At 67.2% G+C, this 26,601-nt stretch carries 24 protein-coding genes and 1 tRNA gene; 9 read left to right on the plus strand and 16 right to left on the minus strand.

All coding sequences use genetic code 11. The features are described from left to right. Positions 1-52: 52 nt before the first annotated feature. Together EV137_RS19555 and EV137_RS19560 are read right to left on the minus strand one after the other, a co-directional pair. Positions 53-928: an NAD(+)/NADH kinase gene (locus EV137_RS19555; RefSeq protein WP_134130262.1), complete on the minus strand. Its 876-nt coding sequence runs from the start codon at positions 926-928 to the stop codon at positions 53-55. After that, on the minus strand, positions 925-1,917 hold the full coding sequence (locus tag EV137_RS19560) for an SPFH domain-containing protein (RefSeq protein WP_134002354.1): 993 nt from the start codon (positions 1,915-1,917) through the stop codon (positions 925-927). The genes EV137_RS19555 and EV137_RS19560 overlap by 4 nt, the downstream gene beginning before the upstream one ends. Positions 1,918-1,995: 78 nt before the next feature. Between EV137_RS19560 and EV137_RS19565 the strand changes: the two genes are divergently transcribed. Next, positions 1,996-2,679, plus strand: coding sequence for an NUDIX hydrolase (locus tag EV137_RS19565; RefSeq protein WP_134130263.1), 684 nt, complete (start codon positions 1,996-1,998; stop codon positions 2,677-2,679). A 51-nt stretch (positions 2,680-2,730) separates the two neighbouring features. Further along, positions 2,731-3,246, plus strand: coding sequence for a hypothetical protein (locus EV137_RS19570; RefSeq protein WP_134130264.1), 516 nt, complete (start codon positions 2,731-2,733; stop codon positions 3,244-3,246). Between the two features lie 114 nt (positions 3,247-3,360). On the opposite strand, the gene EV137_RS19575 is transcribed toward EV137_RS19570, so the two are convergent. Next, complete coding sequence (locus EV137_RS19575) at positions 3,361-4,254, minus strand: carbohydrate kinase family protein (RefSeq protein ID WP_134002360.1); 894 nt, start codon at positions 4,252-4,254, stop codon at positions 3,361-3,363. Between the two features lie 88 nt (positions 4,255-4,342). Here EV137_RS19575 and EV137_RS19580 point away from each other — a divergent pair, with 88 nt between their 5' ends. Beyond that, positions 4,343-5,608: an alpha/beta hydrolase family protein gene (locus EV137_RS19580; protein WP_134130265.1), complete on the plus strand. Its 1,266-nt coding sequence runs from the start codon at positions 4,343-4,345 to the stop codon at positions 5,606-5,608. On the opposite strand, the gene EV137_RS19585 is transcribed toward EV137_RS19580, so the two are convergent. The 9 genes from EV137_RS19585 to EV137_RS19625 all read right to left on the minus strand — a co-directional run bounded on the left by EV137_RS19585 (position 5,598) and on the right by EV137_RS19625 (position 12,384). After that, positions 5,598-6,227, minus strand: a complete 630-nt coding sequence (locus EV137_RS19585; protein WP_133786556.1) for a CoA transferase subunit B — start codon at positions 6,225-6,227, stop codon at positions 5,598-5,600. The genes EV137_RS19580 and EV137_RS19585 overlap by 11 nt on opposite strands. 1 nt (position 6,228) lies before the next feature. Beyond that, positions 6,229-7,017 (minus strand): CoA transferase subunit A, encoded by a 789-nt coding sequence (locus EV137_RS19590; protein WP_134002364.1) that lies wholly within the window; start codon positions 7,015-7,017, stop codon positions 6,229-6,231. Between the two features lie 111 nt (positions 7,018-7,128). Beyond that, positions 7,129-8,061, minus strand: a complete 933-nt coding sequence (locus EV137_RS19595) for a tetratricopeptide repeat protein (protein ID WP_166679939.1) — start codon at positions 8,059-8,061, stop codon at positions 7,129-7,131. Between the two features lie 43 nt (positions 8,062-8,104). Beyond that, entirely contained in the window at positions 8,105-8,803 is a 699-nt protein-coding gene (locus tag EV137_RS19600) for a carbohydrate-binding family 9-like protein (RefSeq protein WP_134130266.1), read from the minus strand. Continuing rightward, positions 8,796-9,281, minus strand: coding sequence for a hypothetical protein (locus EV137_RS19605; protein ID WP_134130267.1), 486 nt, complete (start codon positions 9,279-9,281; stop codon positions 8,796-8,798). The genes EV137_RS19600 and EV137_RS19605 overlap by 8 nt, the downstream gene beginning before the upstream one ends. Positions 9,282-9,290: 9 nt before the next feature. Then, positions 9,291-9,920, minus strand: coding sequence for a lipoyl(octanoyl) transferase LipB (gene lipB, locus EV137_RS19610; protein ID WP_134130268.1), 630 nt, complete (start codon positions 9,918-9,920; stop codon positions 9,291-9,293). 4 nt (positions 9,921-9,924) lie between these two features. Next, positions 9,925-11,280 (minus strand): J domain-containing protein, encoded by a 1,356-nt coding sequence (locus EV137_RS19615; protein WP_134130269.1) that lies wholly within the window; start codon positions 11,278-11,280, stop codon positions 9,925-9,927. A gap of 67 nt (positions 11,281-11,347) precedes the next feature. Next, positions 11,348-11,424: transfer RNA gene (locus EV137_RS19620), tRNA-Pro, on the minus strand. 24 nt (positions 11,425-11,448) lie between these two features. Next, positions 11,449-12,384, minus strand: a complete 936-nt coding sequence (locus tag EV137_RS19625) for a metallophosphoesterase (RefSeq protein WP_134130270.1) — start codon at positions 12,382-12,384, stop codon at positions 11,449-11,451. A 26-nt stretch (positions 12,385-12,410) separates the two neighbouring features. Between EV137_RS19625 and EV137_RS19630 the strand changes: the two genes are divergently transcribed. The 4 genes from EV137_RS19630 (at position 12,411) to EV137_RS19645 (ending at position 18,388) form a co-directional block, all read left to right on the plus strand. Beyond that, positions 12,411-12,878: a GatB/YqeY domain-containing protein gene (locus tag EV137_RS19630; RefSeq protein ID WP_134130271.1), complete on the plus strand. Its 468-nt coding sequence runs from the start codon at positions 12,411-12,413 to the stop codon at positions 12,876-12,878. 109 nt (positions 12,879-12,987) lie between these two features. Further along, the gene (locus EV137_RS42020; RefSeq protein ID WP_134130272.1) at positions 12,988-13,446 is read left to right on the plus strand and encodes a DUF2690 domain-containing protein; all 459 of its coding nucleotides are present in this window, start codon (positions 12,988-12,990) and stop codon (positions 13,444-13,446) included. A gap of 494 nt (positions 13,447-13,940) precedes the next feature. Next, positions 13,941-18,077 carry a golvesin C-terminal-like domain-containing protein gene (locus tag EV137_RS19640; RefSeq protein WP_134130273.1) on the plus strand — a complete coding sequence of 1,379 codons (4,137 nt, stop codon included), beginning with the start codon at positions 13,941-13,943 and terminating at the stop codon, positions 18,075-18,077. Positions 18,078-18,112: 35 nt separating this feature from the next. Then, positions 18,113-18,388 (plus strand): hypothetical protein, encoded by a 276-nt coding sequence (locus EV137_RS19645; RefSeq protein WP_134130274.1) that lies wholly within the window; start codon positions 18,113-18,115, stop codon positions 18,386-18,388. Positions 18,389-18,881: 493 nt separating this feature from the next. Here EV137_RS19645 and EV137_RS19650 read toward each other — a convergent pair whose 3' ends face one another. The 4 genes from EV137_RS19650 to bagA form a co-directional block, all read right to left on the minus strand. Then, positions 18,882-21,284: a penicillin-binding protein gene (locus EV137_RS19650; protein WP_134130275.1), complete on the minus strand. Its 2,403-nt coding sequence runs from the start codon at positions 21,282-21,284 to the stop codon at positions 18,882-18,884. 133 nt (positions 21,285-21,417) lie between these two features. Continuing rightward, positions 21,418-23,769 carry an endopeptidase La gene (lon, locus tag EV137_RS19655; RefSeq protein WP_134002383.1) on the minus strand — a complete coding sequence of 784 codons (2,352 nt, stop codon included), beginning with the start codon at positions 23,767-23,769 and terminating at the stop codon, positions 21,418-21,420. A gap of 95 nt (positions 23,770-23,864) precedes the next feature. Beyond that, positions 23,865-24,983: an ArsA family ATPase gene (bagB, locus tag EV137_RS19660; protein WP_134130276.1), complete on the minus strand. Its 1,119-nt coding sequence runs from the start codon at positions 24,981-24,983 to the stop codon at positions 23,865-23,867. Further along, positions 24,980-25,930, minus strand: coding sequence for an ATPase BagA (gene bagA, locus EV137_RS19665; protein WP_134002388.1), 951 nt, complete (start codon positions 25,928-25,930; stop codon positions 24,980-24,982). Before bagA ends, bagB begins: the two co-directional genes overlap by 4 nt. A gap of 49 nt (positions 25,931-25,979) precedes the next feature. On the opposite strand from bagA, the gene sp36 reads away from it, so the two are divergent. Both sp36 and EV137_RS19670 read left to right on the plus strand, forming a co-directional pair. Then, positions 25,980-26,141, plus strand: a complete 162-nt coding sequence (sp36, locus tag EV137_RS40645) for a Sp36 family protein (protein ID WP_166679940.1) — start codon at positions 25,980-25,982, stop codon at positions 26,139-26,141. Next, entirely contained in the window at positions 26,138-26,599 is a 462-nt protein-coding gene (locus EV137_RS19670; protein ID WP_134002390.1) for a RidA family protein, read from the plus strand. Before sp36 ends, EV137_RS19670 begins: the two co-directional genes overlap by 4 nt. Positions 26,600-26,601 lie beyond the last annotated feature (2 nt).

Here is a 26,601-nt window from a genome sequence, read left to right on the forward strand (position 1 = left end):
GCGGCGTCGGCGGGTCCGCGCGGCGGCTGTACTCCGTGTGGCGCGCCACGGTTCAGAGCACCAGGTGCAACTTGACCGGGGCTACGCCGATCTCGATTCGTTGACCCCAGCCGATGCTCAGGGTGTCGGACTCCATTCCGTCGCCGAACACGACCAGGTCAGACTCGGCTGTGATCGTCAGCGAATCCGGCGCCTTGAGCAGCCCTTCGGTGTTGTCGGTGCCGGTCGCCGGTGACGGCCAGGCCTCGCGGACGAACCAGCACAGCACCGGATCGGTCGGCGTTGGCAGCGCCAACGGACTGCGCCGTTCCTGCCACGCCGATCGGCACCAGCCAGTAGATCCGGTCCCGGTGCCGATCAGGATCCCGGACGACGACTGCCGCTCCGGTGATCCGTCGGGCGAACTCAGCCGGTAGCGCGCGGACTGGTGTGTCCGGTGGCCGACGTACACCTCGTTCAACGCGACCAGTTGCTGCCCGTCGTCGGTGCTCGCGGCAACCATCGTCCGCTCGGCGACCTGGCGTTCGGTCAGGAGATCGGCGATCGCGGCGGGCTCGTGTGGCACGAGTACGCCGGGGTTGCGGGACGGCTCGGGGTTGATGCCGATCACCGGCTGGCTGTCCAGGTACTTCGCCACGTTCGCGACCAGACCGTCCTGGCCGACCGCGATCACCACATCCTCCGGGCCGAACCCGAACCGGTCCAGGTCGTTGCGCTCGGCAACCGCGCGGCGCCAGTCCAGCGGGATCGCCGCCGAGACCGTGGCGAGCGCGTCCTGCTGGGCCTGGTGCCGGGCGTCGAGTTCCGCCAGATCCCGCCCGCGGCCGGCCAGGAAGAACCCGGCCTGCTGCCGCGTCCCATGCCGGGCGATCAGCTCGGTGAGTTCGGTCGCCCGATGCACGATCACCGCCCGTGGAGGAAGCGTCATCGCTGCTCGGCCAGCCTCGTGAGGAGCGGCGTGATCAGGTCCGGCGTCACGTTGAGCGTGCCGATCTCCGGTAGTGCGCCCTGCTTGATCGCGAGCGCGAGGATGGTCGCCTGGTCGAGTTCGGCGTACGCCTCCAGCAAGGCCTTCTCGGCAGCAGCCTCCGCCGCGCCGATCACCCGCTTGGCGTCCGCCTCCGCCTCGGCCAGCGCGCGCTGGCGACTTGCCGCGGCCTGCGTCTCGATCTGACCGGCCGCCGCGGCCTCGGTCGCACGCATGCGCTCGTTCTGGCCGCGCTGGTTGACCAGTTGCTCTTCGCGCCGGGCGAGCTCGATCTGGTTCTGCAGCTCGTTCTCCGCGATCGACCGCTCCCGCTCGACAGCCATTGCCCGGCGTTCGTACGTCGCCTTGTCCGCGGCCTGCTGCACCATCTCGCGCGTCGGTGTCTGCAGCGCCTTCTCCACATCCCGCTCCGCACGTACTGCGACCACGCGCACATCCTCGACGCCGATGCCGAGCCCGGTCAGCCGCTGGTCCTCCCGGAGGCCGGTGCCCACCGCCTGGCGGAGCGCGGTCATGCCCTCCGACAGCGCCTCGGTGAGCGTCATCCGCGCCAGCAGGTCGAGCGCGGTCTGTTGTGCCAGCTCGGTCAGCAGCCCGCCGAGCTGCTCGAGCGGGGTCGACCGCCAGAGCCCGGTGTCCGGGTCGATGCCGAAGTCCAGCCGGCTCGCTGCGAGTGCCGGGTCGGTAACCCGGTAGGTGACGGTGGCCTGAACCACGACGTCCTGGAAGTCCTGCGTGCGGCCGTGGAACAGCAGCGGCTGCTCGCGGTCGTCGACCGGGATCTCGCTCAGCGACGAGTTCAAGGCCCGGAACCAGAAGGCTTGGCCGGCGCCGTCGTGCGCGACCTTGCCGTTGCGCAGGTGCCGCACGTGGGTGGTCGGGTTGGCCCGCAGGTGGCTGATGAAGCGGAACCGGGTGATGTCTGCCATCTCTTCGTTCTCCTTGTTGTCATTATGACGATAAGGGGTGGAGTGACTTCTCGTCAAGGTGACGATTAGAGTGTGGTCATGGACTTCGAACCACTTGGCCTGGCCACCGACCTGGTCATCCTGACCGTCCGCGACGGCCGCCTCCAGGTGTTGCTGATCCGCCGCGGCATCCCGCCGTACCAGGGCCGGTGGGCGCTGCCCGGCGGGTTCGTGCGGCCGGACGAAGACCTGGAGACGACTGCACGCCGCGAGTTGGCGGAGGAGACCGGGCTGTCCGCGGAGCGGATCCACCTCGAACAGGTCGCGACGTACGGCGCTCCCGATCGCGACCCGCGCGGCCGGGTGGTCAGCGTCGCGTACCTGGCCTTGGTGCCGGACCTGCCCGCTCCCGTCGCGGGCTCCGACGCCGCGTCGGCGAGCTGGGTCGACGCCACCGACGTACTGGACGACGCGGGTCGGCTGGCGTTCGACCACCACCGCATCCTGACCGACGGCGTGGAACGCGCCCGCGCCAAACTCGAGTACTCACCCCTGGCCACCGCGTTCTGCCCCCCGGAGTTCACGATCTCCGAACTGCGGGGCGTCTACGAAGCAGTCTGGGGCCTCCCCCTGGACCCCCGGAACTTCCACCGCAAGGTCACCAAAACCCCCGACTTCGTAGAACCCGCCGGCGGTACGACGACCCGCGACGGCGGCCGCCCCGCCCAACTTTTCCACCGCGGCGCAGCCACAACCCTCCACCCACCCATGACCCGCGGTTGACCTGTTGACGGTGACTTTGTGCTGTAGAGACACGCACTTAGAGTTCTCTGCATGCCCGCGCACGTGTTCGTCGACGAGAGCAAGACCAAGGGTCTGCTCATGGCGGCGACGATGTGCCCCGCGGTGGATGTGAACGCATACCGCCGCACGATGGCCAGTCTTCTGATGCCTCGCGAGCGGCGGATCCACTTCACCAAAGAGTCCCCGCCGCGGCGGCGGAAGATCCTCGGAGTCATCGCGGAGTTCGGGCTCGCTGCACGGCTGTACCAGGTCGACAAGAACGATGTCGCCGCTCACCGAGCCTGCCTGGCGGCGATGGTCCGTGACATCGCGGGATCGGCCGAGCGGCTGGTGATCGAGCGTGACGAATCCACTGCGACGTTGGACAAGCAGGTGTTGTTCCGCGCTGCGCGGCGCTACGACTGCGCTGAGAGTCTGCAGTACGAGCTGCTTGCGGCCCACGCGGATCCGTTGTTGTGGATACCCGACGCGGTGGCTTGGTCGTGGGTCAAAGGTGGTGAGTGGCGCGATCTCGTCGCGCCGTACTCGACCGTGATCCGGGTCTAGACGCGCGAAACCCGGCTCGCCAACCGTCCGGATGACTGCCGGGTTCACTTCCCGAGGGCTACTGCCCTGAGCTACGCACCACTATACAGGCCGTCACGTCTCGGCACGAAGGCTTCACGCGAGCTCGCGGGTGCGGAGGGCTAGGTCTTCGGCGGTTATGAGGTTGGTGTGGGTGCCGGGGGAGGTGCAGGCCCAGCCGGCGGCTACGGTGCCGGCGGTGGCGGCGGCTTGCCAGGAGGCTCCGTCGAGGTAGCGGGCCAGGAAGGCGGCCACGTAGGCGTCGCCGGCGCCGTTGGTGTCGACCACGGGGCGGTCGGGGAAGGTGATGGCGGGGAAGTGGTGAACCGGTTCGCCGCGGACGTGGAGGTAGCTGCCGTCTGCGCCGGCCATGGCGACCACGACGTCGGCGCGGCCGTTGGCGAGGATCCAGTCGACGCCGTCGGGTGGCAGGGCGGCGGCGGAGACGAACACGATGTCGGACGCGGTGGCGAAGTCCTTGTGGTGGTCGTTGCGGCCGTCCCAGTCGTGCAGGTCGGTGGAGATCGAGCGGTCGGCGGCGATCGCGTCCCCGAGAGCGTCGCGGGCGAAGTCCATGATCGAGACGTGGACGTGCTGGGCGTGCCGGATCACCGGGCGCCACAGGTTCGGGTCGACGCGGAGACCGCGCGGGTGGCGGCCGTCGTACATCGAGAGCCGGCGACCGTCCGGGGCGACCAGGTTGACCGATCGGCGGGTGCCGCTCGGGTGCAGGACGACGCGCAACGGGATGCCGAGTTCGTCGTACGCACGGCGGATCCGCGCACCCTCGGGATCGTCGCCGATCACGTCCACCAGCCCGGTGTTCAGCCCGAGCAGGTGACAGCCGAGCGCGACGCCGTGACCGGTGTGTGCCAGGTACGACTCGATCGGTTCGACCGGAACCGTGTCCACATCCGCCAACGGCAGGCCGGGCACCCGCACGATCGTGTCGATGCCTACTCCGCCGATCACCAGCACATCCAACTCCACCCGTCCCGTCATACCCGACTTTCGCCAGGGATCACAGGTGTCTTTCGCAAGCTGAACGGATAGTTGGTCTCCGGGCACAGTCGGAGCCATGCTGAACCGACGAATTCTGCTCACCTCCGCCGCCCTCGCCCCGCTCGCCACGTTCGCCGCCTCGCAACCAGCGGGGGCGAGCGCTCCCGGAGTAGCTGTCCCCACGCGGGGCGCCGCGTTCGCGACCGTCGGCGGCCGTGCGGTGCCCGTTCCGATTCGGCTTCCGCGGCCGACCGGTCCCTCTCCGGTCGGCACCACCGAGCTTCATCTGGTCGATGCCGGCCGTGACGACCCGTTCGTTCCAGGTCGCCCACGCGAGCTGATGATCAGCATCTGGTATCCGGCGACCCGGCTGACCGCGCCGGCGCCGTACCTCCCGCCGTTGACCGCCGAGGTGTTCGGCGAAGGCGCCGCGATTGCGCTGCAGCAACCCGTCGGGACGATCGACTGGGTCGGCGCCAAGAGTCACGCCGGACTGCTCGCCCCGGTCTGCCCCGGGAAGCGGCCGGTCGTGCTGTTCTCGCCGGGGTTCGGCGTTCCGCGCGGACTCGCGTCGATCAGCGTCACGGAGCTCGCCAGCCGCGGGTACGTCGTGGTGACCGTGGACCACACGTACGAGGTCTCAGCCGTCGAGTTCCCCGGTAACCGGATCGAAGTACAGACCCTGCCGCCCGCGCCGTACGCGATGCTCGCCCGCACGACCCGCTTCGCCGACCTGCGGTTCGTCCTCGACAGCCTCACTCGCCTCGCCCGCGGCGAGAACCCGGACGCCGACCGACGCCGCCTCCCCAGGGGTCTCGGCGACCTCCTCGACCTCGACCGGATCGGGTCGTACGGCCACTCCGCCGGCGGCCTCAGCTCGATCGACCTGCTGGTCGCCGACCCGCGGATCCGCGCCGCCATCGACCTCGACGGCGAGCTCGGCTACGGGTACGACGACCCGGCCGACGCACCGACCGTCGCGAAGGGCACGAACCGCCCGTTCCTCCTGATGGGCTCGGGCGCGGTCGGCCCGGGCCCGCACGACCACCGTACGGACCCGTCCTGGGGCCTGTTCTGGGACCATTCGTCCGGCTGGAAGCGCGACCTGAACGTCCCGAACGGCCGCCACTACAGCTTCGTCGACTACCAGGCGCTGATCCCGTGGTTCCAGCGGTTCTTCACTGTCCCGGAGGAGCTCATCGCGAACACCATCGGTACGGCGAACGCCGACCAGGTACTGCGCGCCATGCGCACCTACATCCCGGCGTTCTTCGACCAGCATCTCCGGCACCGCCCGTACGACTGGACCCGTGCGCTGCCGGAGACGAGGTTCATTGCTTGATCGGGGCGCCGGTCTTCTCCTGGAGTTCGTCGAAGGTGACGCCCTCGGCGAGCTCCACCAGCTGCAGACCGTCGTCCGTCACGTCCAGGACGGCGAGGTCCGTGATGATCCGGTTGACCACGCCGCGGCCCGTGTACGGCAGGTCGCACTCCTCGAGGATCTTGTGCGAGCCGTCCTTGGCGACGTGCTCCATCAGCACGATCACCTTCTTCGCGCCGTGCACCAGGTCCATCGCGCCGCCCATCCCCTTGACCATCTTGCCGGGGATCATCCAGTTCGACAGGTCGCCCTTGGCCGACACCTGCATGGCGCCCAGGATGGCCGCGTCGATCGCGCCGCCGCGGATCATCCCGAAGGACAGCGACGAGTCGAAGAACGAGGCACCGGGCATCGTCGTGACGGTCTCCTTGCCGGCGTTGATCAGGTCCGGGTCCTCGTCACCCTCGACCGGGTACGGCCCGACGCCGAGGATGCCGTTCTCGGACTGCAGTACGACGGTGACGCCGTCCGGGATGTAGTTCGGGACCAGGGTCGGCAGGCCGATGCCCAGGTTCACGTACGAGCCGTCCTCGAGCTCGGCGGCGGCCCGGGCGGCCATCTGCTCACGGGTGAGTGGCATCTCAGGCCTCCAGCTTCTCGCGCTGAGCCTCGTAGGACTCCCGCGGTTGCACGGTGCGCTTCTCGATCCGCTTCTCGATGTCCTTGCCGACCGCAACGACGCGCTGGACGTAGACACCGGGTAGGTGGATCGAGTCGGGGTCCAGCTCACCAGGCTGGACCAGTTCCTCGACCTGCGCGATGGTCACCCGGCCGGCCATCGCGGCCAGCGGGTTGAAGTTCCGCGCGCTGCGGTCGAAGACCAGGTTCCCGTGGGTGTCGCCCTTGAGTGCGTGCACCAGCCCGAAGTCGGTGGTGATCGATTCCTCCAGCACGTACGTCGTACCGTTGATCTCCCGCGTCTCCTTGGGCTCCGACGCCTTCGCGACCGAACCGTCCGCGTTGTACTTCTGCGGCAGCCCACCCTCGGCGACCTGCGTCCCGACGCCGGCCAGGGTGAAGAACGCGGCGATCCCGCAGCCGCCGGCCCGGAGCTTCTCGGCCAGCGTGCCCTGCGGGGTCAGCTCGACCTCCAGTTCCCCGGACAGGAACTGCCGGGCGAACTCCTTGTTCTCCCCGACGTACGACGACGTCATCTTGGCGATCCGCTTGTCGGCGAGCAGGATGCCGAGTCCCCAGTCGTCGACGCCGCAGTTGTTCGACACGACGCTGAGCCCGGAGACCCCCTTGTCGTGCAGAGCGCTGATGAGCTGCATCGGATTGCCGCACAACCCGAAGCCGCCGACGGCCAGGCTTGCGCCGTCCCCGATGTCCGCCACCGCTTCCTGCGGCGACCCGTACGTCTTGTCCATCAGCTGCTCCGTTGCAGTGGCCGGTGTGTCTTCTGCCGATTCGCTCCGACTCTAACCAGCCGACCCGTGTCCCGCGATGTGAGTGGTACCACTCAGGTATGTGGTCGGGTGCTACGCGGAGGCTTCGGACGCATTCAGTGCCGCCAGTTCGTGCAGTGCCTCGTAGTGCGCGTCGTCCAGCTCAGGGATGGTGAGTACGGCGGACAGGTGCGCGCGGGCGGCCTGGAGATTGCCGAAGCCGCGCGCCGTACGCGCCAAACCGACCCGTGCCGCCGCAACGGTCTCCGGTTGATCAGCGTGCTCTCCGATCGACAGGGCCCGGCTGTAGTCCGCGTGCGCGTCCTCCAGCTTCCCCTGCCGTCGGTAGAGCTCGGCACGCTCGCACAGCAGCAGTGCGGTCTCGTCTGCGAGGCACAGCTGCTCGGCGAGCTCCAGCGCCTCGGTGGTGACGTCCAGCGGCTCGTCTACGACCTGCCGGAGCGCGCTGAGGGCAAGGAACATGCCCCACCGGTCCTCCAGCATCCGGAAGCGGCCCAGCGCCGTACGTAGGCTCTGTGCCGCGTCACCCGGTGCGGCTGTCGTCAGACCGGGGTAGCCACGGCACAGCTCCACAGCTGCCCGTGTCCACGCGTCACCGGCCTCGTTGCGCTCCAGCACGTCCTCGACCACAGCAGCCGGTTCGAACGGCCCGAACACGAGTGACCACAGCAGCACCGTCACGGAGTACCGGAACGGGCCGGTGGTCGTCAGCACGATCTGCTGGGCCAGCTCCACCTGCTCCTGCTCAGCCGAGGCCGCGCCATGGATGACGGCCAGCAGATACTCCTCGTCGAGCCCGACCGGGACGGTCCGGCCGAGCATGCTGAGCACCCGCTCGGCCGCGGCCGCAGCCTCGTCCTGGAGCCCGTTCGACCACCAGTACGCCGAATAGCGCGCAACCAGCCGTAAGGCGGTCCGCAGGTCGCTCTCACACGCGCGCTCGATCGCGCTGACGACCTGGTCCGCCTCCAGACTGTGTGGTTCGCCGGAGCCCCCCAAGTTCACGTGCTTCATTGTCGCTCGCCCGTGTTAACGCCGTGTCACGGGGTCAGAAACGGAGAACGCCCCAGGTGGCGGGCCGGTGCATGTCCGCGATGCCCTGCGGTGACCAGACCCAGAACTCGCAGTCGTCGCCCTTCACGTACGCGCCGTCGACGACCTCGTGCGGCCACTCGCAGCGCATCAGGTTCATCCGCCACTCGTCACCCGGGTTCGGCGGCGTCGCCCGCCCCTCGTTGTACGGCGCGAGCTCGGCCCACGGTACGGCGATCTCCGCCGACCACCCGGTGTCCGTGTCGGACGGGTCGTTGAGCGTGCCGTCGACGTGGACCGCGGTCCGCAGACCGGGCAGGTTCGTCGGGTCGATCGGCACGCCGCCGTCGACGTACGGCTTCGGCAGCGTGAGCTCCCAGATCGTCCCGAGTGGGTTGATCTCGAACTCGTAGTAGTTCTGCCCGTCTCCGTCCGGGTCGAGGAACAGTTCGAAGTTGTTCTCGTGGAACAGCTTGCTGTTGTGCTCGGTCATCGTCGACCAGACGTGTGGCTCCTCGAGCAGGCCGCCGACGTACAGGTACTCGTCGTCGTACATCAGCTTCGCCCGGGTCAGGAACCGCGGCGTGGGGCCGTCGTGGATCGGGACGAAGGCGGTCGTCCACGGCGCGGCCTGCCAGGCCGGGTCGGTCAGGGTGCCGTCGAGGTTCGGCGTGGTGGCGGTCCGCGGGCACTCGTAGACGGGCAGGTCAGGCATCGGCACGCTCCAGCAGTCGGGCGAGAAGGTTGGCGAGCAGGAAGGTGACGGCGGTCAGCACCGGTACGACGGCGAGGATCCACGGCGAGTCGAGATGGCCGGTCAGGAACGCCACCACCAGCGCGACCATGAACGCGACGCCGAGGAACGGGATCAGCTTCGGGTGCGGCATCGCCAGCCGGCTGAGCGCCGTACCGCCGAGCACCATCGTGACGACCACGATCAAGATCAGCAGCGGAAGCCCGAGAGCCCCGCAGTTCGTGGTGTCCCGGAACCGCTCGCAGCCGCGCTCACTCAGCCACACCAGCGCGATGGTCGCGAACCCGCACAGCAGCCCGACGACGGCAAGAATCAGCCCCGGCGGCAGCGGCGGCGCGTCGTACCGCCCCGGGCGCTCCTCCTCCGCCTCGTCGTCGGCGGCCTCCAGCACGGCCTCCAGATCGTCCGGCATCCGGTCGCCGTCGTCCTCCTGACTCATTGCGGCAGGCTATCGGGCTCCCAGGCTGTTCGCGATGGCATCGCGCACCTCGGCGTCGGTGGGCGCGGCGAGGCCCTGCTCCGCGGCCAGTTCGGCGAGCGAGACCATCGTGACGTCGTGCAGCCCGCAGCTGGTGAACGTGTGAAACACGGTCATGTCCGGGTCTACGTTCACCGAGAACCCGTGACTGGTCACACCGCGCCGGATCCGCATGCCGATCGAGCACAGCTTCCGGCCGTCCTCGGTCCAGACACCGACGAGGCTGCTGGCGCCCTTCGGCGTGTCCCGGCGTACGAGCGGGAAACCGAGCGACCCGAGAGCCTCGATCAGGCCGTTCTCGACCCAGCGCACGATGTCGACCGGTCCGCGCTGGTGCAGGTCGATCACCAGGTAGCCGACCAGCTGTCCGGGGCCGTGGTACGTCGCGAAGCCGCCGCGGTCGACCTGCACCCTCGGGATCGCGGCCGCCTCCGCGGGCAGGTCGTCGAGGACGGTCCTTGGTCCGTAGGTGATCACCGGCGGATGACTCAGCAGGAACAGACGGTCCTCGGCCTTCCCCTCGACGCGCTCTTCGACCCAACCACGCATGTCCTTCGCGGCGACGTCGTACTCCACCTCGCCGAGATCAACCCGCTCCATGCGTTCAGATTAGGCCGTACGGTGCGCGGCGCAGGACGTCGTACAGGAGCCGGCGGTCGAGCACGTTGCCCTCCGGCTCCAGCCAGTTGAGGAGTTCGCGGTCGGCGGACCGTGCGGACAGGCACGTCACGGCGGCCTCGGAGCCGGAGTCCGTCATGATCCCGCCCTGGCCCTCCACGGTCGGGTGGACGATCAGGAAGCCGCGTACCTGAGCCGTCCGCAGCCGTCCGCTCCAGGCAGCAACGGCGGCCTCCAGCGCGGGCACCGGGCTGTCGATCGGCTGGCCGTTGAAGACGAGGGACCCGTAGGCGTCGAGGGAGTACGCGCCGGGCGATCCCACCAGCGACACGATCAGCGCGACGCGGTGCCCGTTGAGCAGCATGTGATCGACGGCGACGGCACCGAGTTGCGCACCGTGCACCAGCTTCGCCGCGGGCAATGCGCCGACCACAGGGTCGAGGAGGCTGGCCGTACGCCGCTGCAGCAGCACGTCGTACGCCGAGATCGGTGCGGCGAGCGCATCGTCGACGAGCGGCTCGCCGGGACGGCCCCACAGGTTGAACTCGTACGCCGCGGTCCGGTCGATCGCGAGATCCAGCGCGTGCGCTTTCGACCAGCGACCGGTGAGGATCCGAACCACCACCAGACCCGCGACGACCGCGCCGAGCAGAATCCGGCCGACCGTGGACGCGCCGCTCGCCGCGAACGGATTGAACGTCAGGATCAGCGCCAGCAGGAAGAAGGCCGCGGTGAGGACGCCGAGCGTCTTGAACAGGCCGCCGAGCGGCACTCGCCTGCTCCAGTGCGGTGGCATCGCCACCACGATCATCGCGGCGGTGCCGACGCCGAAGACAACGTCCCAGAAGCCGTGGTAGTCGATGCTGACAAGGATCCAGATGACGAGCGCGCAGAAGACGGTCAGCGCGACGAGGGCAGGAGCCCGCCAGCGGCCGAAGGGCGGACCGACGAGGATGGGCCCTGCATCCACCGGTTGGACCCGCTCACCGGTCGTCCTGGGCTGCTCCGGCTGCTCGCTCGACGAGCTCGACGTGCTGGACCAGGGCTGGTCGGTCGACCAGCTCCAGGTGGGCTCAGGCTCGGGCTGTGGATCAGGGTGGGGCTGCGGATCCGGCTTGCGGGTGGTCGTCGTCGACTGGCCGGCGAGCAGGCGGTCGTAGGAGGCGCGCTTGGCCGGGTCTGAGAGCGTGTTCCAGGCTTCCTGCACGAGGCGGAAGAGTGCCGCGTTGCCGCCCTGGTCCGGATGGACCTGGCGAACGAGCTTCCGGTACGCGGTCTTGATCTCGGCGGCGCTGGCCGTGCGCTCGACATTCAGCACTTCGTAGTGATCGGCCCCGCTCACCCCAGCACCTCCGCGACACGACAGAACGCACTGAGGGCCAGTCACCGCAGTGACTGACCCTCAATGGTGGTCGGGCTGACAGGATTTGAACCTGCGACCTCTTCGTCCCGAACGAAGCGCGCTACCAAGCTGCGCCACAGCCCGAAGTCGCGAGTAGCTTACATGGGCTCAGCGTCCGGACGAAATCGGGTTATTGCGTGGGACGAGGGTGAGCAAGGTCGCCTCGGGGCGGCAGGCGAAACGGACCGGCGCGTACGGCGACGTACCGAGCCCTGCCGACACGTGCAACGCCGCCTGACGGCCGCCGTACCCCCAGGTCGACAGGCCCTTCACGCGCGACGTGTCGAGGTCGCAGTTCGTCACCAGGGCGCCGTACAACGGCACTGCCAGCTGACCGCCGTGCGTGTGACCGGCGAGGACCAGCGGATAACCGTCGCCGACGAAGCCGTTCAGGACCCGCTGGTACGGCGCGTGCGTGACGCCGATCGACAGGTCCGCCGTCGGGTCGATCTCGCCCGCGACCTCGTCGTACCGGTCGCGCCTGATGTGCGGGTCGTCGGTGCCGGCGAAGTCCAGGCGCAGGCCGTTCACCTTCAGGGTGGCCTTGGCGTTGTTCAGGTCCGTCCAGCCGGCGCCGCTGAACGCACGGCGCATCTCCTCGTACGGCAGGTCGGGCCCGTGCGGCTTGTGGCGCTGCTTGTTCGCGGGCAGCAGGTACTTGCCCGGGTTCTTGAAGTGCGGCTTCCAGTAGTCGTTGGAGCCGAACACGAACACGCCAGGAAGATCGAGCAGATCGCCGTACGCACGGAGCAGAGGAGGAACCGAATGCTCGCTCGCGAGGTTGTCGCCGGTGTTGACGATCAGGTCGGGCTCGAGCGCGGCCAGGTCGTTGACCCAGCGGACCTTCTTCTCCTGTGTGGGCATCAGGTGCAGGTCGGACAGGTGCAGCACCCGCAGCGGCGCGGTCCCCTCCGGCAGCACGGGCACCGTCACTCTGCGCAGGGTGAACCAGCGCACCTCGATGCCCGCCGCGTATGCGACACATGCGGCGCCGATGGCGCTGACAACGCCCGTAGTCTTCAGGGCGGTCCTGACGATGCTCATTTCACCAGCCTGCCACAATCTCAGGTATGTCCAACTCCGGAATGAAGCAGCGCCTGCACGACGACATGACCGCCGCCCTCAAGGCGCGCGACGAGATCCGCAAGTCGACGCTGCGGATGGCGCTCACGGCAATCACCAAGGCGGAGGTGGCCGGTAAAGAGGCCCGCGAGCTCACCGACGCCGAGATCGTCGACGTACTCAGCTCCGAGGCCAAGAAGCGCCGCGAGTCCGTCATCGCCTACCGCGACGCCGGCCGCGCCGAGCTCGCCGAGAAGGAGCAGGCCGAGGCGGACATCCTGGCCGACTACCTCCCCGAGCAGCTCACCGAGGACGAGATCAAGGCCCTGGTCACCGAGACCATCGCCGCCACCGGCGCCGCCGAACTCGGCCCCCGCGGCATCGGCAAGGTCATGGGCGCCCTCCAACCCAAGGTCAAAGGCAAAGCCGACGGCGCGGTCGTCTCCGCCGAAGTAAAACGCCAACTCGGCGCATAGTGAACTTCTTGCAACAAGCTGCAATTCTCCGTAGGAACCTTGCAGGGCCTGCCGGTCTGCCCATAAGTTGTGACGGCACGACTACGTAAGGTTCACAAGGGGGCAAGTGATGCGTGTCCGAAGAACAATCTCAACTCTGATTGCAGCTGTCGCCGCCGTCGCGGGGATCTCAGTGCTGAACACGGTGCCTGCAGCGGCGGCTCCGTGCACATATGCGGGATGTAACGGCCTAGATCCAGAAACTACTGGCTGCTCGAACGACGCCGTAACCAAGCTCGACCTGATCACGACCTATGGGTTATACCTGGCGGAGCTCAGGTGGTCTCCGAGTTGCCACGCGTTCTGGACGCGCATCCGCCCGCACGACTCAGAGGGTGGGGATGGGGCGCAGGCTTACATCGCAGGCGGCGTCTATGACGCCAATGGAAGCCCTGTCACTAAAATTGTGTACACCTCAGTCCCCCAGAATGGGGAAACCTGGACGAAGATGATCTCTCAAGCGTATCCATGGGAGCGATTCTGCGCCTTCATTGGTTTTGATTCGGGGTGCAAGATTACTACCCTTTGACGAACCTGCTCTTTCCGCAAATCTCCTTCCGCGGAAAGACTCTTCGGCGTGTGCGGGTCGCCTAGATATGTGCGCTCTTGGGTTTGGTTGCGCTGATCCTCGGGGGTCGAAGGTGGGGGTGATGGCCAGCAAAACCGGCTGTGCGAACGACGCTGCAATCAAACTGGTCTGCTGAAAAAGCTCGGTGGTTACCGGGTGGGGGGAGCTCGATCGGTCGCCCTGGGTCCGCGTATTCTGGACAGGGTCAGTCCGCTGAGGGCGTCGAACGGCAATACGCCAACATAAGTGGGGGGTGTGCGACGCAAGCGGCCGCGGTCACGGACATCGTATACGCGGCAGAGTCTGAAAAAGCCGACGTAAGCCGTGTCCTGGACGGCGATTACTTCGTGGGCGTATCCGTTGATACACCAGTAGCCACAATGATGGTGGCTGAAAATTACAACCTGCAGTACTTGACCAGTCTTTCTGTCCGCCCGTAGTGGAAAGGCTTTTCGATGTTCATAAGGTCGTTTCGGTGTACCCTGTTTGCTGTTTTGGCACTGGTTTCTGGGATCGTTGCACAAGGTGCGCAGCCGTCGTCGGCCGAGGCGCATGACGGCCACGGGCAGTCATCTGCCGACTCTTCGAGCGGACCACCCGTGGCTCCAGCGAACGGTGCGGACCTGGCGTCTGTCAGCCCACGCTGGTGGGAAGGTGACGATGTTCTCCTGTCTGGACGCAGCCACTCCGACGGCTACACGCTGTACGTCGCCTTGGAAAAGGAGAAGTACGTCCTGCGCCCGTTGGCGACCATCAGGCCGGCCGGATACGCCGGTGACGATTGGCTCGGCTACACCTGCCTGACTGGTGACCGGCGTTTCGCGGTCGCGACCTTGATGCCGCGGTGGGCGGTCAACGTGCCGCGGCTGCGAGATCGCGGTGCGCTCGCCTATGTCGTGTCAACCGCCAACGGCAAGATCTGGCCACTGGCTAACGAGGTGGCGTTCAAGTACCACGCCACGAACTGTGGAGTGGGTTCAAAGGTCGCCCTCATGCGAAATCTCGGCGATGACCAGCGGCAGAGCGAAGTGCTCGTCGCGGACGCGGCGACCAGGCGAGTGACGAGTCTCGGAGTCGTTAGGCAACAGTTGACGTCACCCGTGCCTGACGGTACGGCGGCCGTCGCACTAGGGCTGGGCGGCATCCTGGCCGTGCAACCAGGCGGAAATACCGTCCTGCGCACCAAGATTGTGGGCGGAATCCCCTATCGGATGGTCGCCAGGGGGACGGGGCAGACCGTCGCCGTGCTGCGTGGTGAGAACGTCGATGCCTATGCGGTCGAGGGATCCCGGCTTCTCCTCGCCGGCTCCGGCGCCAAAGACGACGCGCAGATCTACGCATCGGAGGGCTCGATTCCTCGGCTGAGCGGCCTCCAGGCACCGCCGAAGCGTGCGATCGCGACGAGCCCAGTCGCTCGGCCGAAGCTAACGGCTAATGACGGAGCCGGCGTAGTTGGCCGGGATCTGGCCATCGACGCGGTCAGTGCCGAGGGCAAGGTCGTACTGGCAACCACGACTGCCGGAATGATTTCCCAGCGCACCGTCGTGCCTGGCGAGCCTGAGTCGGAGACGACGCAGGCAGCCCCCGCACCGGAAGAGAAGCGACTGTTCTCGGCGCTGACTGGAGCGCTTTTGGTCGGTCGGTTCCCCGTCGAGTCGGCCGCCTCAGTGAGCGAGGTGGTGCCGACGACGGTGACCAAGGCAGGGCGGTTCGCGCCGGCCGGTAACTTCACGACTCCGAAATGCGGTGTACCCCGGAACGAGCCGACCCGCATGGCGTACGGCGCGAACGACGTGCAAGCCCGGTGGGCTGTCGAGCAGGCCAGTCGCAACTCCCTGCCGACGCGCCCCACGGACTACCTGAAGAGTGGACTGCCGTCGTACAACCCGAGCAGCGACTTCCGCCTGCAGACGATCAAGCCCTCCGGCGGAAATGTCCCGCCGGCGGTCTTCAATGGCGTCCTCGCTCAGGAGTCCGCGTATCGACAGGCCTCCCGGCGTACGTTGCCCGGCTCAGGCGGCAACTCGGTCATCGGCAACTACTACGGCGCGGGCGGAACGCTCGACGTCATTGACTACACGAAGGCGGACTGCGGTTACGGCATCTCGCAGGTTACGTCCGGTATGGCGACATCCGAAACCTCGATCACGCCGAACGGCAAGGCCAAGATCGCGATCGACTACGCCGAGAACATCCAGGCCGGCATGAACATTCTCGTCAAGAAGTGGAATCAATTGCAGGATGCAGGTATCAAGCTGAACAACAGCGACCCGGCGGCGGTCGAGAACTGGTACCTGGCGCTGTGGGCGTACAACTCGGGCGTGCAGCCCGACGCCCGCTTCGGGAACACCACAGGTTGTACGCCGAGTCCGACATGCACCGACGAGTTTGGCAACTGGGGCCTCGGCTGGAGCAACAACCCGCGCAATCCTGACTATCCACCGACTCGCAATGTGTTCCTCCGTGCCACGTACGCAGACGCCGAGCATCCCTCGGACTGGCCCTACCAGGAGCGGATCATCGGGTGGGCCGAGACGCCCATCAAGAACTACAAGGGCGAGGACGCTTACGAAGCGGCAGCGCCCGGGACGAACTACCCCTACCCGAACATCAATACTTTTTGCACCGCTGCGAACTCGTGCGACCCGGCGACGGTGACGGGCTGCACGCGAGCGGACTACCGCTGCTGGTGGCACGAGCCGGTGAGCTTCAAGAGCTGCTCGCCCTTGAACCTTTGTACGACCTCAAACTTCACGACCACAGTCGGTGCCCCTGAGCCGTCGGCGCCGAACCCGTGGGAGCCCGCGTGCGACTCAGAGCTCGGGCCGGACGCGATCATCGTCGACGACATCCCGGATCCGTCGAAGAACATCTTCTGTCCGAACCGCAACTGGACCAACCAGGGCACATTCACTTATGAGGTCGGGAAGGACGCCTCGGGCGCACCGCTGGGGGTCATCGACTTTCATCAGGCTGCCGTCGGCTTTGGTGCCCACACCTTTTTCACCGGCAACCGGGTGGCGAGTGACACCGCGCACAAGGTGACAGGGACCTGGAAGCCGGCCAACCTCCAAGGGTCATACCTGGTCCGGGCACATATTCCGCGTGCGGGTGCGAGCGTCTCGTCTGCGGTGTACAAGATCACGACCGCCGACGGTAACGTCAGTGAGAAGGTGGTCAACCAGCATGAGCACTTTAACCACTGGAAGACCCTGGGGGCTTTCCAGTTGGACTCCAATGCCCAAGTGCAATTGACAAACGTCACCCAGGACGACGTCATCGGGGGTGCTGGCACCGTCGCGTTCGATGCGGTGGCGTTCATCCCTGTTCTGGGCGTCGCCGTCAACGAGGACATCGACGCCTACGCCTACTTCGACCCTGATACCGACGTGACCACGTCCGGTACGACGTCGTGGCTGGCGGGACCGCTCGGCGGCCCGCAAGCTCTGTACGACTGGGGTGCCGCGAGAGCGCCTGGACTGGTCCAGGACGGAGGTCCGGCGACCCGGCTCATGGGCACGGTGTGGCGCGACGAGAACCTTGCCGCCTACACCAGCCCGGACGCCGACGACGACGGCATGAGCCCCGCTGTCCTGTTGGGCGAGGCGAACAAACTCGAGTACCGGCCGACGATCGCCCAGAAACCACCGGAGTTCGACACGGATGCGGACGCGTACAAGGTGCGGACAACCGTGAGGGTCAGCTATGTCAGCACTGGTGTCAACCAGATCATGGAGGGATCCGCGGATGTCGACTACCGCCAGCGGGCAGGCAACACCTACATACCGCGGCTGATCACCGACTTCTTCGACGCGGTTACGCAGGACTATGGCATCGCCAAACCGGACCTGAGCTACTCGACCACCAATCTGAACACCTACGACCATCAGATCAGATCGGTCACCCCTAACACGACGTTCTTCCCCGCGCGTGCGTTCAAGCCCGCCGGTCGGGCGCCGTTGCTGGTGAACGAGTCCGGCCAGCCGGGAACGGACTGCATTTTCGCGATCCACACGTTCGGAGGCGTGGATGGCTTCCGACCTATGCTGGGCGTCGGGTACGTCTCCAGCCGGGTCGAAGCGTGGAAAGAGCGAATCAACGATCGCACTGACATCCCGGCAGCGGTGAAGAACGTCGCGAAGGACATCTACGACGTCTGGTTCGACACGGGTGCATTCAATGGGGCTCCGCCCGCATCGGTCTTCAACCAGGCACCACCAATCTGGCAGGAACTGGCGTTCACCATTTGCGCGAACGGCAAATTGATCGCTCCGCAGTCTCAGGGCCACGTCCTGCGTGCTTCCTGGATGACCGACCAGTACCTGTACCGCAACGGCGCCGCCGTCGAGAACACAGGCGAATGGCGGTTCTCCCCCGATCCCTTGATGCGCGGCGATTTCGTCAAGTTCAGCCGCATCCCCGACCCTGACAACTTCTGGGACAACCCGTTCGGGGAGTGTGACACCAATACCGGCAGATCAGGTAACCCGTGGGGCCTATTCGCCGGTCTGAACGCACCAGGCGTCGACCCGGCGAGTGTGCACTTCTGCATCGATAAGGATCTCGGGGTCGATCCGGACGCCGGCGGGTAATCGTGGCGCTCTGGCTCTACCTGTTAAGTGTGCCGGTGCCAGGTCTTCTGCTGGCCTGCATTCCGGTGCGGCGGGCGCGCAACAAGGCACTCGCCGCAGCGGAACTGCGCTGGAGATACCTGACCAGAGTCCTGATCCTTCTAGCCGTGACTATCGCCCTGACGGCGATCGCCGTGTCGCTCAGCCGTAACCACCCGAACACCCCGCTCTACCCGCTCCTTGCCTGTGCTCCTGGCCTGTGCCTGGCGCTCCTCCGGCTGGCGCTCGAGGCGAGGTATCTGAAGGAAACGTTTATCAACCACGTGCGGTGAACCATGCGACTTCTGAGGATCTTCCTGGCCTGTGCAACGCTCCTGACCGGAGTATTCGCCCTAGGCGCGCCGAGTGCGTATGCCGTCGGGTGCGTCGGCGAGTCGCGCTACAACAAGGGACCGGTGTCGATGGGCTGCACCAAGGACCAGCGCGCCATTGCCGTCGATCCACTGACCCGAGAGCTCCTTTGTCAATTACTCGCCCGCGTGCCAGGCGGTCTGGGCGATCTCGTTCGAGCCTCCCAGTATTGGATATCCCTGCCACACGGTGCAGCTCGAGCGGGCCCGGAGCAACCTGATCGTTCAAGCCCGACTGACGCAGACGTTTTGTCCTGAAGGGACGTCGGAATGGACGAATATGTTCCCTAAGGGATGGTATTTCCGCGGGATCACCAAATCCGGGGGAGGATCTCCGGACGACTACACGCCGTGGGTCTTCCGCTAACAGTATGACTGAGGGCCTCGTCCGCGGTGGGCGAGGCGCTCAGTGGTGTCAGCGGTGGCCGCGGCCGCCGCAGTTGGGGTATTTCGGGTTCCAGGGTGGGCAGTTCGGGTTGATTGTGGTCGGCGACCCGGGTGGTTGCACGGTCTGTGTGGTTGTCGGCTTCCCGGGCTTGACCTGTTTGCTGCCGTTGGAGACGTAGATCGTCACCAGCGAGCCGGCGGGGGCGCCGTCGCGCTGCCTCGGGTCCGTGTAGGCGACCGTGCCGGCGGTCTCCTCGGAGTTGACGGTGCCGGAGGCGATGGCGACCTCGAAGCCGGCCTGGCGAAGCTTGTTCGCGGCGTCCTCGGGGTTCATACCGTTGACGAACGGCAGGCTCTTCACGTCACCGCGCTGCGTCTTGTCGGTAGGCGCAACGAAGCGCGTGGTCGGGTATCCCTGCAGGGCCGCCTTCATCGCGGCCTCCCAGATTGGGCCGGCCGTACCGGAACCTGACGGGTCGTTGATGCGCTTGCCATTCAGTGTCTGGTTCTGCAGCTTGGTGTATGGCACCGATGCGTCGGCCACCGTTGCTGCCGCGGCGAGCTTGGTCGAGTAGCCGGCGTACCAGACAGCCTTGGCGTCGTTGATGGTTCCGGTCTTGCCGGCCAGGTCGCTCTTGCCGAACTTCAGCTTGCCGCCGGTGCCGTTCGGCTCCATGACCTGATGCAGGACCGCGTTGACGCCGTCCGCGACCTCAGGCGCCAGCACCTGCTTGCAGTTCGCGCCGGGGACGCTGACTGACTTGTTGGCCGAGTCCTTGACCGATGTGATCAGCCACGGCGTGCAGTACATGCCCCGTGCGGCGAAGGCGGCGTACGCGTTCGACAGCTGCAACGGAGTGACGTAGTCGACGCCGAGGGTCATCGACGCGACCTGCTCGAGTGGCTTGAGGTTCTGCGCGTTGTACATCCCCAGGGAGCCGGCGAGCTTGGCGATCGGGCACAGGCCGACCCGCAGCGACAGTTGCAGGAAGTAAGTGTTCGTGGACTTCTGCGCGGCCTCGATCATGGTTGGGTCCGCGACATTGGTCGTCGAGTTCTTCGGCGAGTAACCGTCCGGGATCTTGCGAGGTCCGTCGCAGGTGCTGTACTTCATGCCGCCCATGTCCAGCGGGCTCGGCGAGTTGATCTTGTAGTTGAGCGGGATGCCCTTCTGGATCGCGGCCGCGATCGTGAATGCCTTCATCGTCGAGCCGTTCTGGAAACCGCCGTACCCGCCCGGATACGTCTTCGGGGCGTTGTAGTTGTACGCCGTCTGGCCGCGCTTGCTGCCGTACCCGCGGCTCTGCGCCATCGCCTTCACCAGACCCGTGCCCGGCTCGACGATCGTGATCGCCGCGATCGCCTGGTCGGTCGGCTTGGAGTGGGTGTCGATCGACCGCTGGGCGTCGGCCTGGATCTTCGGGTCGAGCGAGGTGCGGATCGTCAGGCCGGCGGTTTTGATGTAGTTCGCACGCTCGGTCTTCGTCTTGCCGAAGGCCGGGTTGTCCTCGAGCTCGGCGACGACGTACTCGCAGTAGAACGGGTATGGGCCGTTGCCGCAGCCGAGTTTGTTCGGGCGGACCTTGTTGGGGTCGATGACCGGGGTCTTGAGGGCCGAGTTGGCCTGGGCGACCGAGATGACGTTGAGTTCCAGCATCCGGCGGATGACCACGTCGCGGCGGTCCTTGGCGCGCTTGGCGTTGTTGGTCGGGTCGTAGCCGGTCGGGTTCTTGACCAGGCCGGCCAGCATCGCGGCCTGCGGGAGCGTCAGCTGGGACGCGTTCACCGAGAAGTAGTGCTGGGCGGCGGCCTGGATGCCCCACGCGCCGTCGCCGAAGTTGGCGAGGTTGAGGTACTTCTCCAGGATCTCGTTCTTCGAGTACTGCTTCTCGACCGCGACCGCGTACCGCAGCTCGGCGACCTTGCGCTGGTACGTGTCGGCGGTCGCCGCGGCCACCTCGGCCGGCGTCTTCGCCTTCTCGACCAGGCTGATCTTCACGTACTGCTGGGTGATGCTCGAGCCACCCTGCTGCACCGAGCCCGAGGACTGGTTCTGCAGCAGCGCGCGCAGCGTGCCCTTCGCGTCCAGCGCGCCGTGCTCGTAGAAGCGGTCGTCCTCGATCGCGACGATCGCCTTCTGCATGATCGGCGCGACGTCCTTGAGCTTCACCGGAACCCGGTTCTGCTCGGCGAGCGTGGCGATCACCGTACCGTCGGCGGCCAGGATGGTGCTCTTCTGCTTGAGCGGCACCTCGTCGAACTGCTGCGGCAGGTCCTGCAGCGTGTCGGAAGTCTTCTCCGTGGTGAATCCGGCGAGGCCGGCGAACGGGATGGCGAGACCGGCGGCCAAGGCCCCCGACAGCACGCTCACCCCTAGGAACAGAACCACAGATTGGACGACGCCTCGGTCGCCCTTTTCCCTGACGCGCATGGTTGTTAAGACTACGGGACCGCAGATAAGGGTTACCGCTCCGCGTGTGAGTTCGGTCACCCTCGCTGGACAAAGTTCATCCAAAAGGAGGAGGGCCCGAGCAATTGCTCGGGCCCTCCTTCGGTACGCCCGGTCAGGCGGCGAACTGGTGTGCGCCGACCTCGGCCGGCTCCAGCGCCAGATCCAGCACCTCACGGACGTCGCTCACCGGGTGCACGGTCAGCTCCGCGAGCACGGACGCCGGCACGTCTTCCAGGTCCGGCTCGTTCCGTTTGGGGATCAGGATCGTGGTCAGCCCGGCCCGGTGCGCGGCGAGCAGCTTCTGCTTCACCCCACCGATCGGGAGCACCCGTCCGGTCAGCGACACCTCACCGGTCATCGCGACCTCCGAGCGGACCGGCCGCCCGGACAGCAGCGACGCCAGCGCCGTTGTCATCGTCACACCCGCCGACGGTCCGTCCTTCGGGACGGCACCGGCCGGCACGTGGATGTGCGCGTTCCGCTCGGCCAGGTCACCGACAGGCAGCCCCAGCTCCGCGCCGTGCGAGCGCAGGTACGACAGGGCGATCTGCGCCGACTCCTTCATCACGTCACCCAACTGCCCGGTCAACGTGACTCCGGTCGGGCCGGTCTCCTTGTCGGCCAGCGACGCCTCGACGAAGAGCACGTCACCACCCGCACCGGTTACTGCCAGTCCGGTCGCCACACCCGGAAGCGCCGTACGCTCCGCCGACTCCGGCGTGAACTTCGGCGAACCCAGGTACCCCTTCAGCCCACCGCCGTCGATCGTGAGGTTCCCAACGTCCTCGCCCAGAGCGAGCTTCGCCGTCACCTTCCGCAGGACCCGCGAGATCGACCGCTCGAGCTGCCGTACGCCGGCCTCCCGGGTGTACTCACCCGCGAGCACCCGGAGCGCCGACTCCTCGATGGTCACTTCGTCCGCCGTCAGGCCCGCCCGCTCCAGCTGACGCGGGAGCAGGTGGTCACGGGCGATGATGACCTTCTCGTCCTCGGTGTACCCGTCCAGCTGCACCAGTTCCATCCGGTCCAGCAACGGCGCCGGGATGGAGTCCAGCACGTTCGCCGTGGCCAGGAACACCACGTCGGACAGGTCCAGCTCGACCTCCAGGTAGTGGTCCCGGAAGGTGTGGTTCTGCGCCGGGTCGAGGACCTCGAGCAACGCGGCCGTCGGGTCGCCCCGGTAGTCCGCACCGACCTTGTCGATCTCGTCCAGCAGTACGACGGGGTTCATCGAACCCGCCTCGGTGATGGCCCGGACGATCCGGCCCGGCAGCGCGCCGACGTACGTCCGCCGGTGGCCACGGATCTCGGCCTCGTCCCGCACGCCACCCAGGGCGACCCGGACGAACTTCCGGCCCATCGCACGCGCCACGGACTCACCCAGCGAGGTCTTACCCACACCAGGAGGACCGACCAGCGCCAGTACGGCGCCACTGCGGCGACCGCCCACGACACCGAGACCACGGTCCGCACGACGACGCCGTACGGCGAGGTACTCCGTGATGCGCTGCTTCACGTCGTCCAGGCCGGCGTGGTCCGCGTCCAGCACGGCCCGCGCCTCACGGATGTCGTAGCTGTCCTCGGTCCGCTCGTTCCAGGGCAGCTCGAGAACGGTGTCCAGCCAGGTCCGGATCCAGCCGACCTCGGGAGACTGCTCGGAGGTCCGCTCCAGCTTGTCGACCTCGGCCAGCGCGGCCTTCTGCACGTGCTCCGGCAGGTCGGCCGCCTCGACGCGGGCCCGGTAGTCCTCTTCCTCGGACTCGGCCTTGCCGTCGAGCTCGGCCAGTTCCTTGCGGATCGCGGCCATCTGCTGGCGCAGCAGGAACTCCCGCTGCTGCTTCTCCATGCCTTCCTGGACGTCCTTCTGGATCGTCTCGGAGACCTCGAGCTCGGCGAGGTGGTCCTTCACCCAGCCGATCAGCTTCTCCAGCCGCTCGGAGACGTTCGCGTTCTCCACCAGCCAGGACTTCTGCTCGTTGTTCAGGTACGACGCGTAGCCGGCCAGGTCGGACAGCTCCGCCGGGTCGTCGACCTGCTTGATCGAATCGATCACCTGGTACGCGCCGCGCCGCTGCAGCACCGAGGTGGTCAGGGTCTTGTACTCGCGGGCCAGCTCGACGGAGCGGTCGTCGGTGATCTCGTGCATCACCGTCGCGCCCACCCAGAGCGCCGCACCCGGGCCGGTGGTCCCGGCGCCGATGCGGACCCGCTGGGTCCCGCGGATCACGGCCGCCTGGGCACCGCCCGGCAGCCGGCCGATCTGCTCGATCTCACCGAGCGTCCCGGCCTTGGCGTATTTTCCGTCCAGCCGCGGGACCAGGAGCACCTGGTCCTGACCGGCGGCCTGCGCGGCATCGATCGCCGCCCGGGCCTCGCTGTCGGCGAGTCGGACCGGCACGACCATTCCCGGCAGGACCACGACGTCGTCCAGCGGCAGTACAGGAAGATTCAACGTATCGGTCACGCTGTCACACCCTTTTCCAAGTTGAGTCTGATGGGCTCAACCACAGGTGTAAGCAAGTAATTCCCGACGCTTCCCGACGTTCGCTGACGGTGAAATCAGGCAGTCAACAGGTCGCCGATCTGGCGTAGACCGGTCAGGTCGTGCACGTCGTCGGCCAGTGCGGGCACCTCGACGGTCCGGATCGCGCGGTGACCTCGCCGGAAGCGTTCGGCCCGCTTGTGGTCGCCTACGACCTGCTGCATCTTGTCCGCGTGCAACCGCAGTACGGCGGCCGTCAGCGGCGACTTGTCCGCTTCCTCCAGCTTCTCGGCTGCGGCGAGTGACCGCTCCGCCGACAGTTCCGGCGCTTCCGTGTTCGTCACGCGGTTCAGCACGACGCCCGCCAGCGGCATTCCCTCGGCCCGCAGCCGCTCCGCGAAGTACGACGCCTCCCGCAGCGCATCGTTCTGCGGCGAGGCCACGACGAGGAACGCGGTGTGCGACTCCCGGAGCAGCGCGACCGTCTGCTCGGCCCGCTGCCGGAACCCGCCGAACAACGTGTCGAACGCCGCCACGAACGTCTGTACGTCGGTCAGCACCTGAGCGCCGAGCACTTTGTTCAGCACCGACATCGCCATGTTCACCCCGGCCGACATCAGCTTGAATGGGCCACGAGCCGGCGCCAGGAGCAGCCTGAGGAAGCGGCCCTCGAGCAGCGACGCCAACCGCTCAGGCGCGTCCAGGAAGTCCAGCGCCGACCGCGACGGCGGAGTGTCCACGACGATCAGGTCCCACTCGCCGGTCCGCTCGGCCTGCTTGTGCAGCTGCCCGAGCTTCTCCATCGCCATGTACTCCTGCGTGCCGGCGAACGACGAGGAAAGCGCTTGATAGAAGGGATTCGCGAGAATCTGCTCGGCCTTCTCCGGCGTCGCATGCTGCAGGACGACGTCGTCGAACGTCCGCTTCATGTCGAGCATCATGGCGTCCAGCCGGCCGCCGTTCTTCGCGTTCACCTCCGCCACCGCACGCGGGGTGTTGTCGAGCTCGGTCAGCCCCAGCGACTGCGCCAGCCGCCGGGCGGGGTCGATCGTGAGGACGACGACCTTCCGGCCGCGCTCCGCCGCGCGCAGACCGAGCGCGGCCGCGGTCGTGGTCTTCCCGACCCCGCCGGAACCGCAGGTGACGATGATCCGCGTTTCGGCGTCGTCGATGAGCGCGTCCAGATCCAGATTCATGCCCGGAACTCCTCGGCCAGGTCGATCAGGGTGCCTTGGTCGATCCCGTCCGGCTGCAGCGTCAGCTCCGTCACCTGTTTGCCCAGGGCATCGATCCGGTCGCGGTTCTCGCGTTCGAGCCCGACCCGGATCGCGTGGTCGTGCGCCTCGCTCGCGAGCGTCTGCACGAGGTCGTCGCCGATCGTGAGACCGGCTGCCTTCAGGCCTCTGGTCAGCTCGGCAGCAGGCAGTTTCTCCTTCACCGCAAGGGCAAGTGCGTCGTCGTCGAGCGGGCTGTTGCGGACCATGTTCACCACGATCGACCCGATCCGCAGGTCCAGTGCCTCGAGTTGCCCGACCGCGTCGAGGGTCTCCTGGACCGGCATCTCCTCGAGCAGCGTGACCAGGTGGATCCGGGTGATGTCCGAGCGCAGCATGCCCATGATCGCGTCCGCCTGGTTGCGGATCGGTCCGACCTTGGCGAGTCCGGCGACCTCGGTGTTGACGTTCAGGAACGGCGCGATCCGCCCGGTCGGCGGGGCGTCCACCACCACGGCGTCGTACGCGAGCTTCCCGTGCACCTTGCGGCGGGTGGCCTCGTACACCTTCCCGGTGAGCAGTACGTCGCGGAGCCCGGGGGCGATCGTGGTGACGAAGTCGATCGCGCCGACCTTCTCGAGCGCCTTCCCCGCGCGGCCGAGGTGGTAGTACATGTCGAGGTACTCCAGGAGCGCGGCCTCGGCGTCCACGGCCAGCGCGAACACCTCACCCCCGGCGGGGCCGTGCGCGATCCGGCGTTCGACGTACGGCAGGGGTGGTACGTCGAAGAGCTGGGCGAGACCCTGACGGCCCTCGACCTCGACCAGCAGGATCCGTTTGCCCTGCTCGGCCAGCGCGAGCGCCATCGCCGCCGCGACGGTGGTCTTCCCGGTGCCGCCCTTGCCGGTCACCACGTGCAGTCGCGCCATAGGTCCCAGGGTAGGACGTGTCCCGCGACACACCGTTAGAGTCCCCTTCATGAAGAAGTTCGAGTACTTCACCGCGCCGCTGCTGGTCCACTCGACCAAGGAGATCCTGGACAACTTCGGCCAGGACGGATGGGAGCTGGTCCAGGTGATCCCGGGCCTCAACCCGGAGAACCTGGTCGCCTACTTCAAGCGGGAGATCGAGGACAAATGAGCCACCCCGAGGAGAAGCTCGCCGAGCTCGGCCTGAAGCTGCCCGAGGTGGCCAAGCCGGTCGCCGCGTACGTCCCGGCCGTCCGGACCGGTGACCTGGTCTACACGTCCGGCCAGCTGCCGCTGCGCGAGGGCACGCTGATCGCCACCGGCAAGGTCGGCGACGCGGTCACACCCGAGGTGGCCGGCGAGTGCGCCCAGCAGTGCGCGCTGAACGCCCTGGCCGCGGTCAAGGCGGAGATCGGCGACCTGGGGAACGTGAAGCGGATCGTGAAAGCGGTCGCGTTCATCGCCTCCACGCCGGACTTCACCGGCCAGCCGCAGGTGGCGAACGGGGCGTCCGAGCTGTTCGGCCAGGTCTTCGGCGGCGCCGGGCAGCACGCCCGGAGCGCGGTCGGCGTCCCGGTCCTCCCGCTCGATGCCCCGGTCGAGATCGAACTGATCGTCGAGGTCGGCTGACC

The sequence above is a fragment of the Kribbella pratensis genome (assembly GCF_004366075.1).
GTDB lineage: Bacteria > Actinomycetota > Actinomycetes > Propionibacteriales > Kribbellaceae > Kribbella > Kribbella pratensis.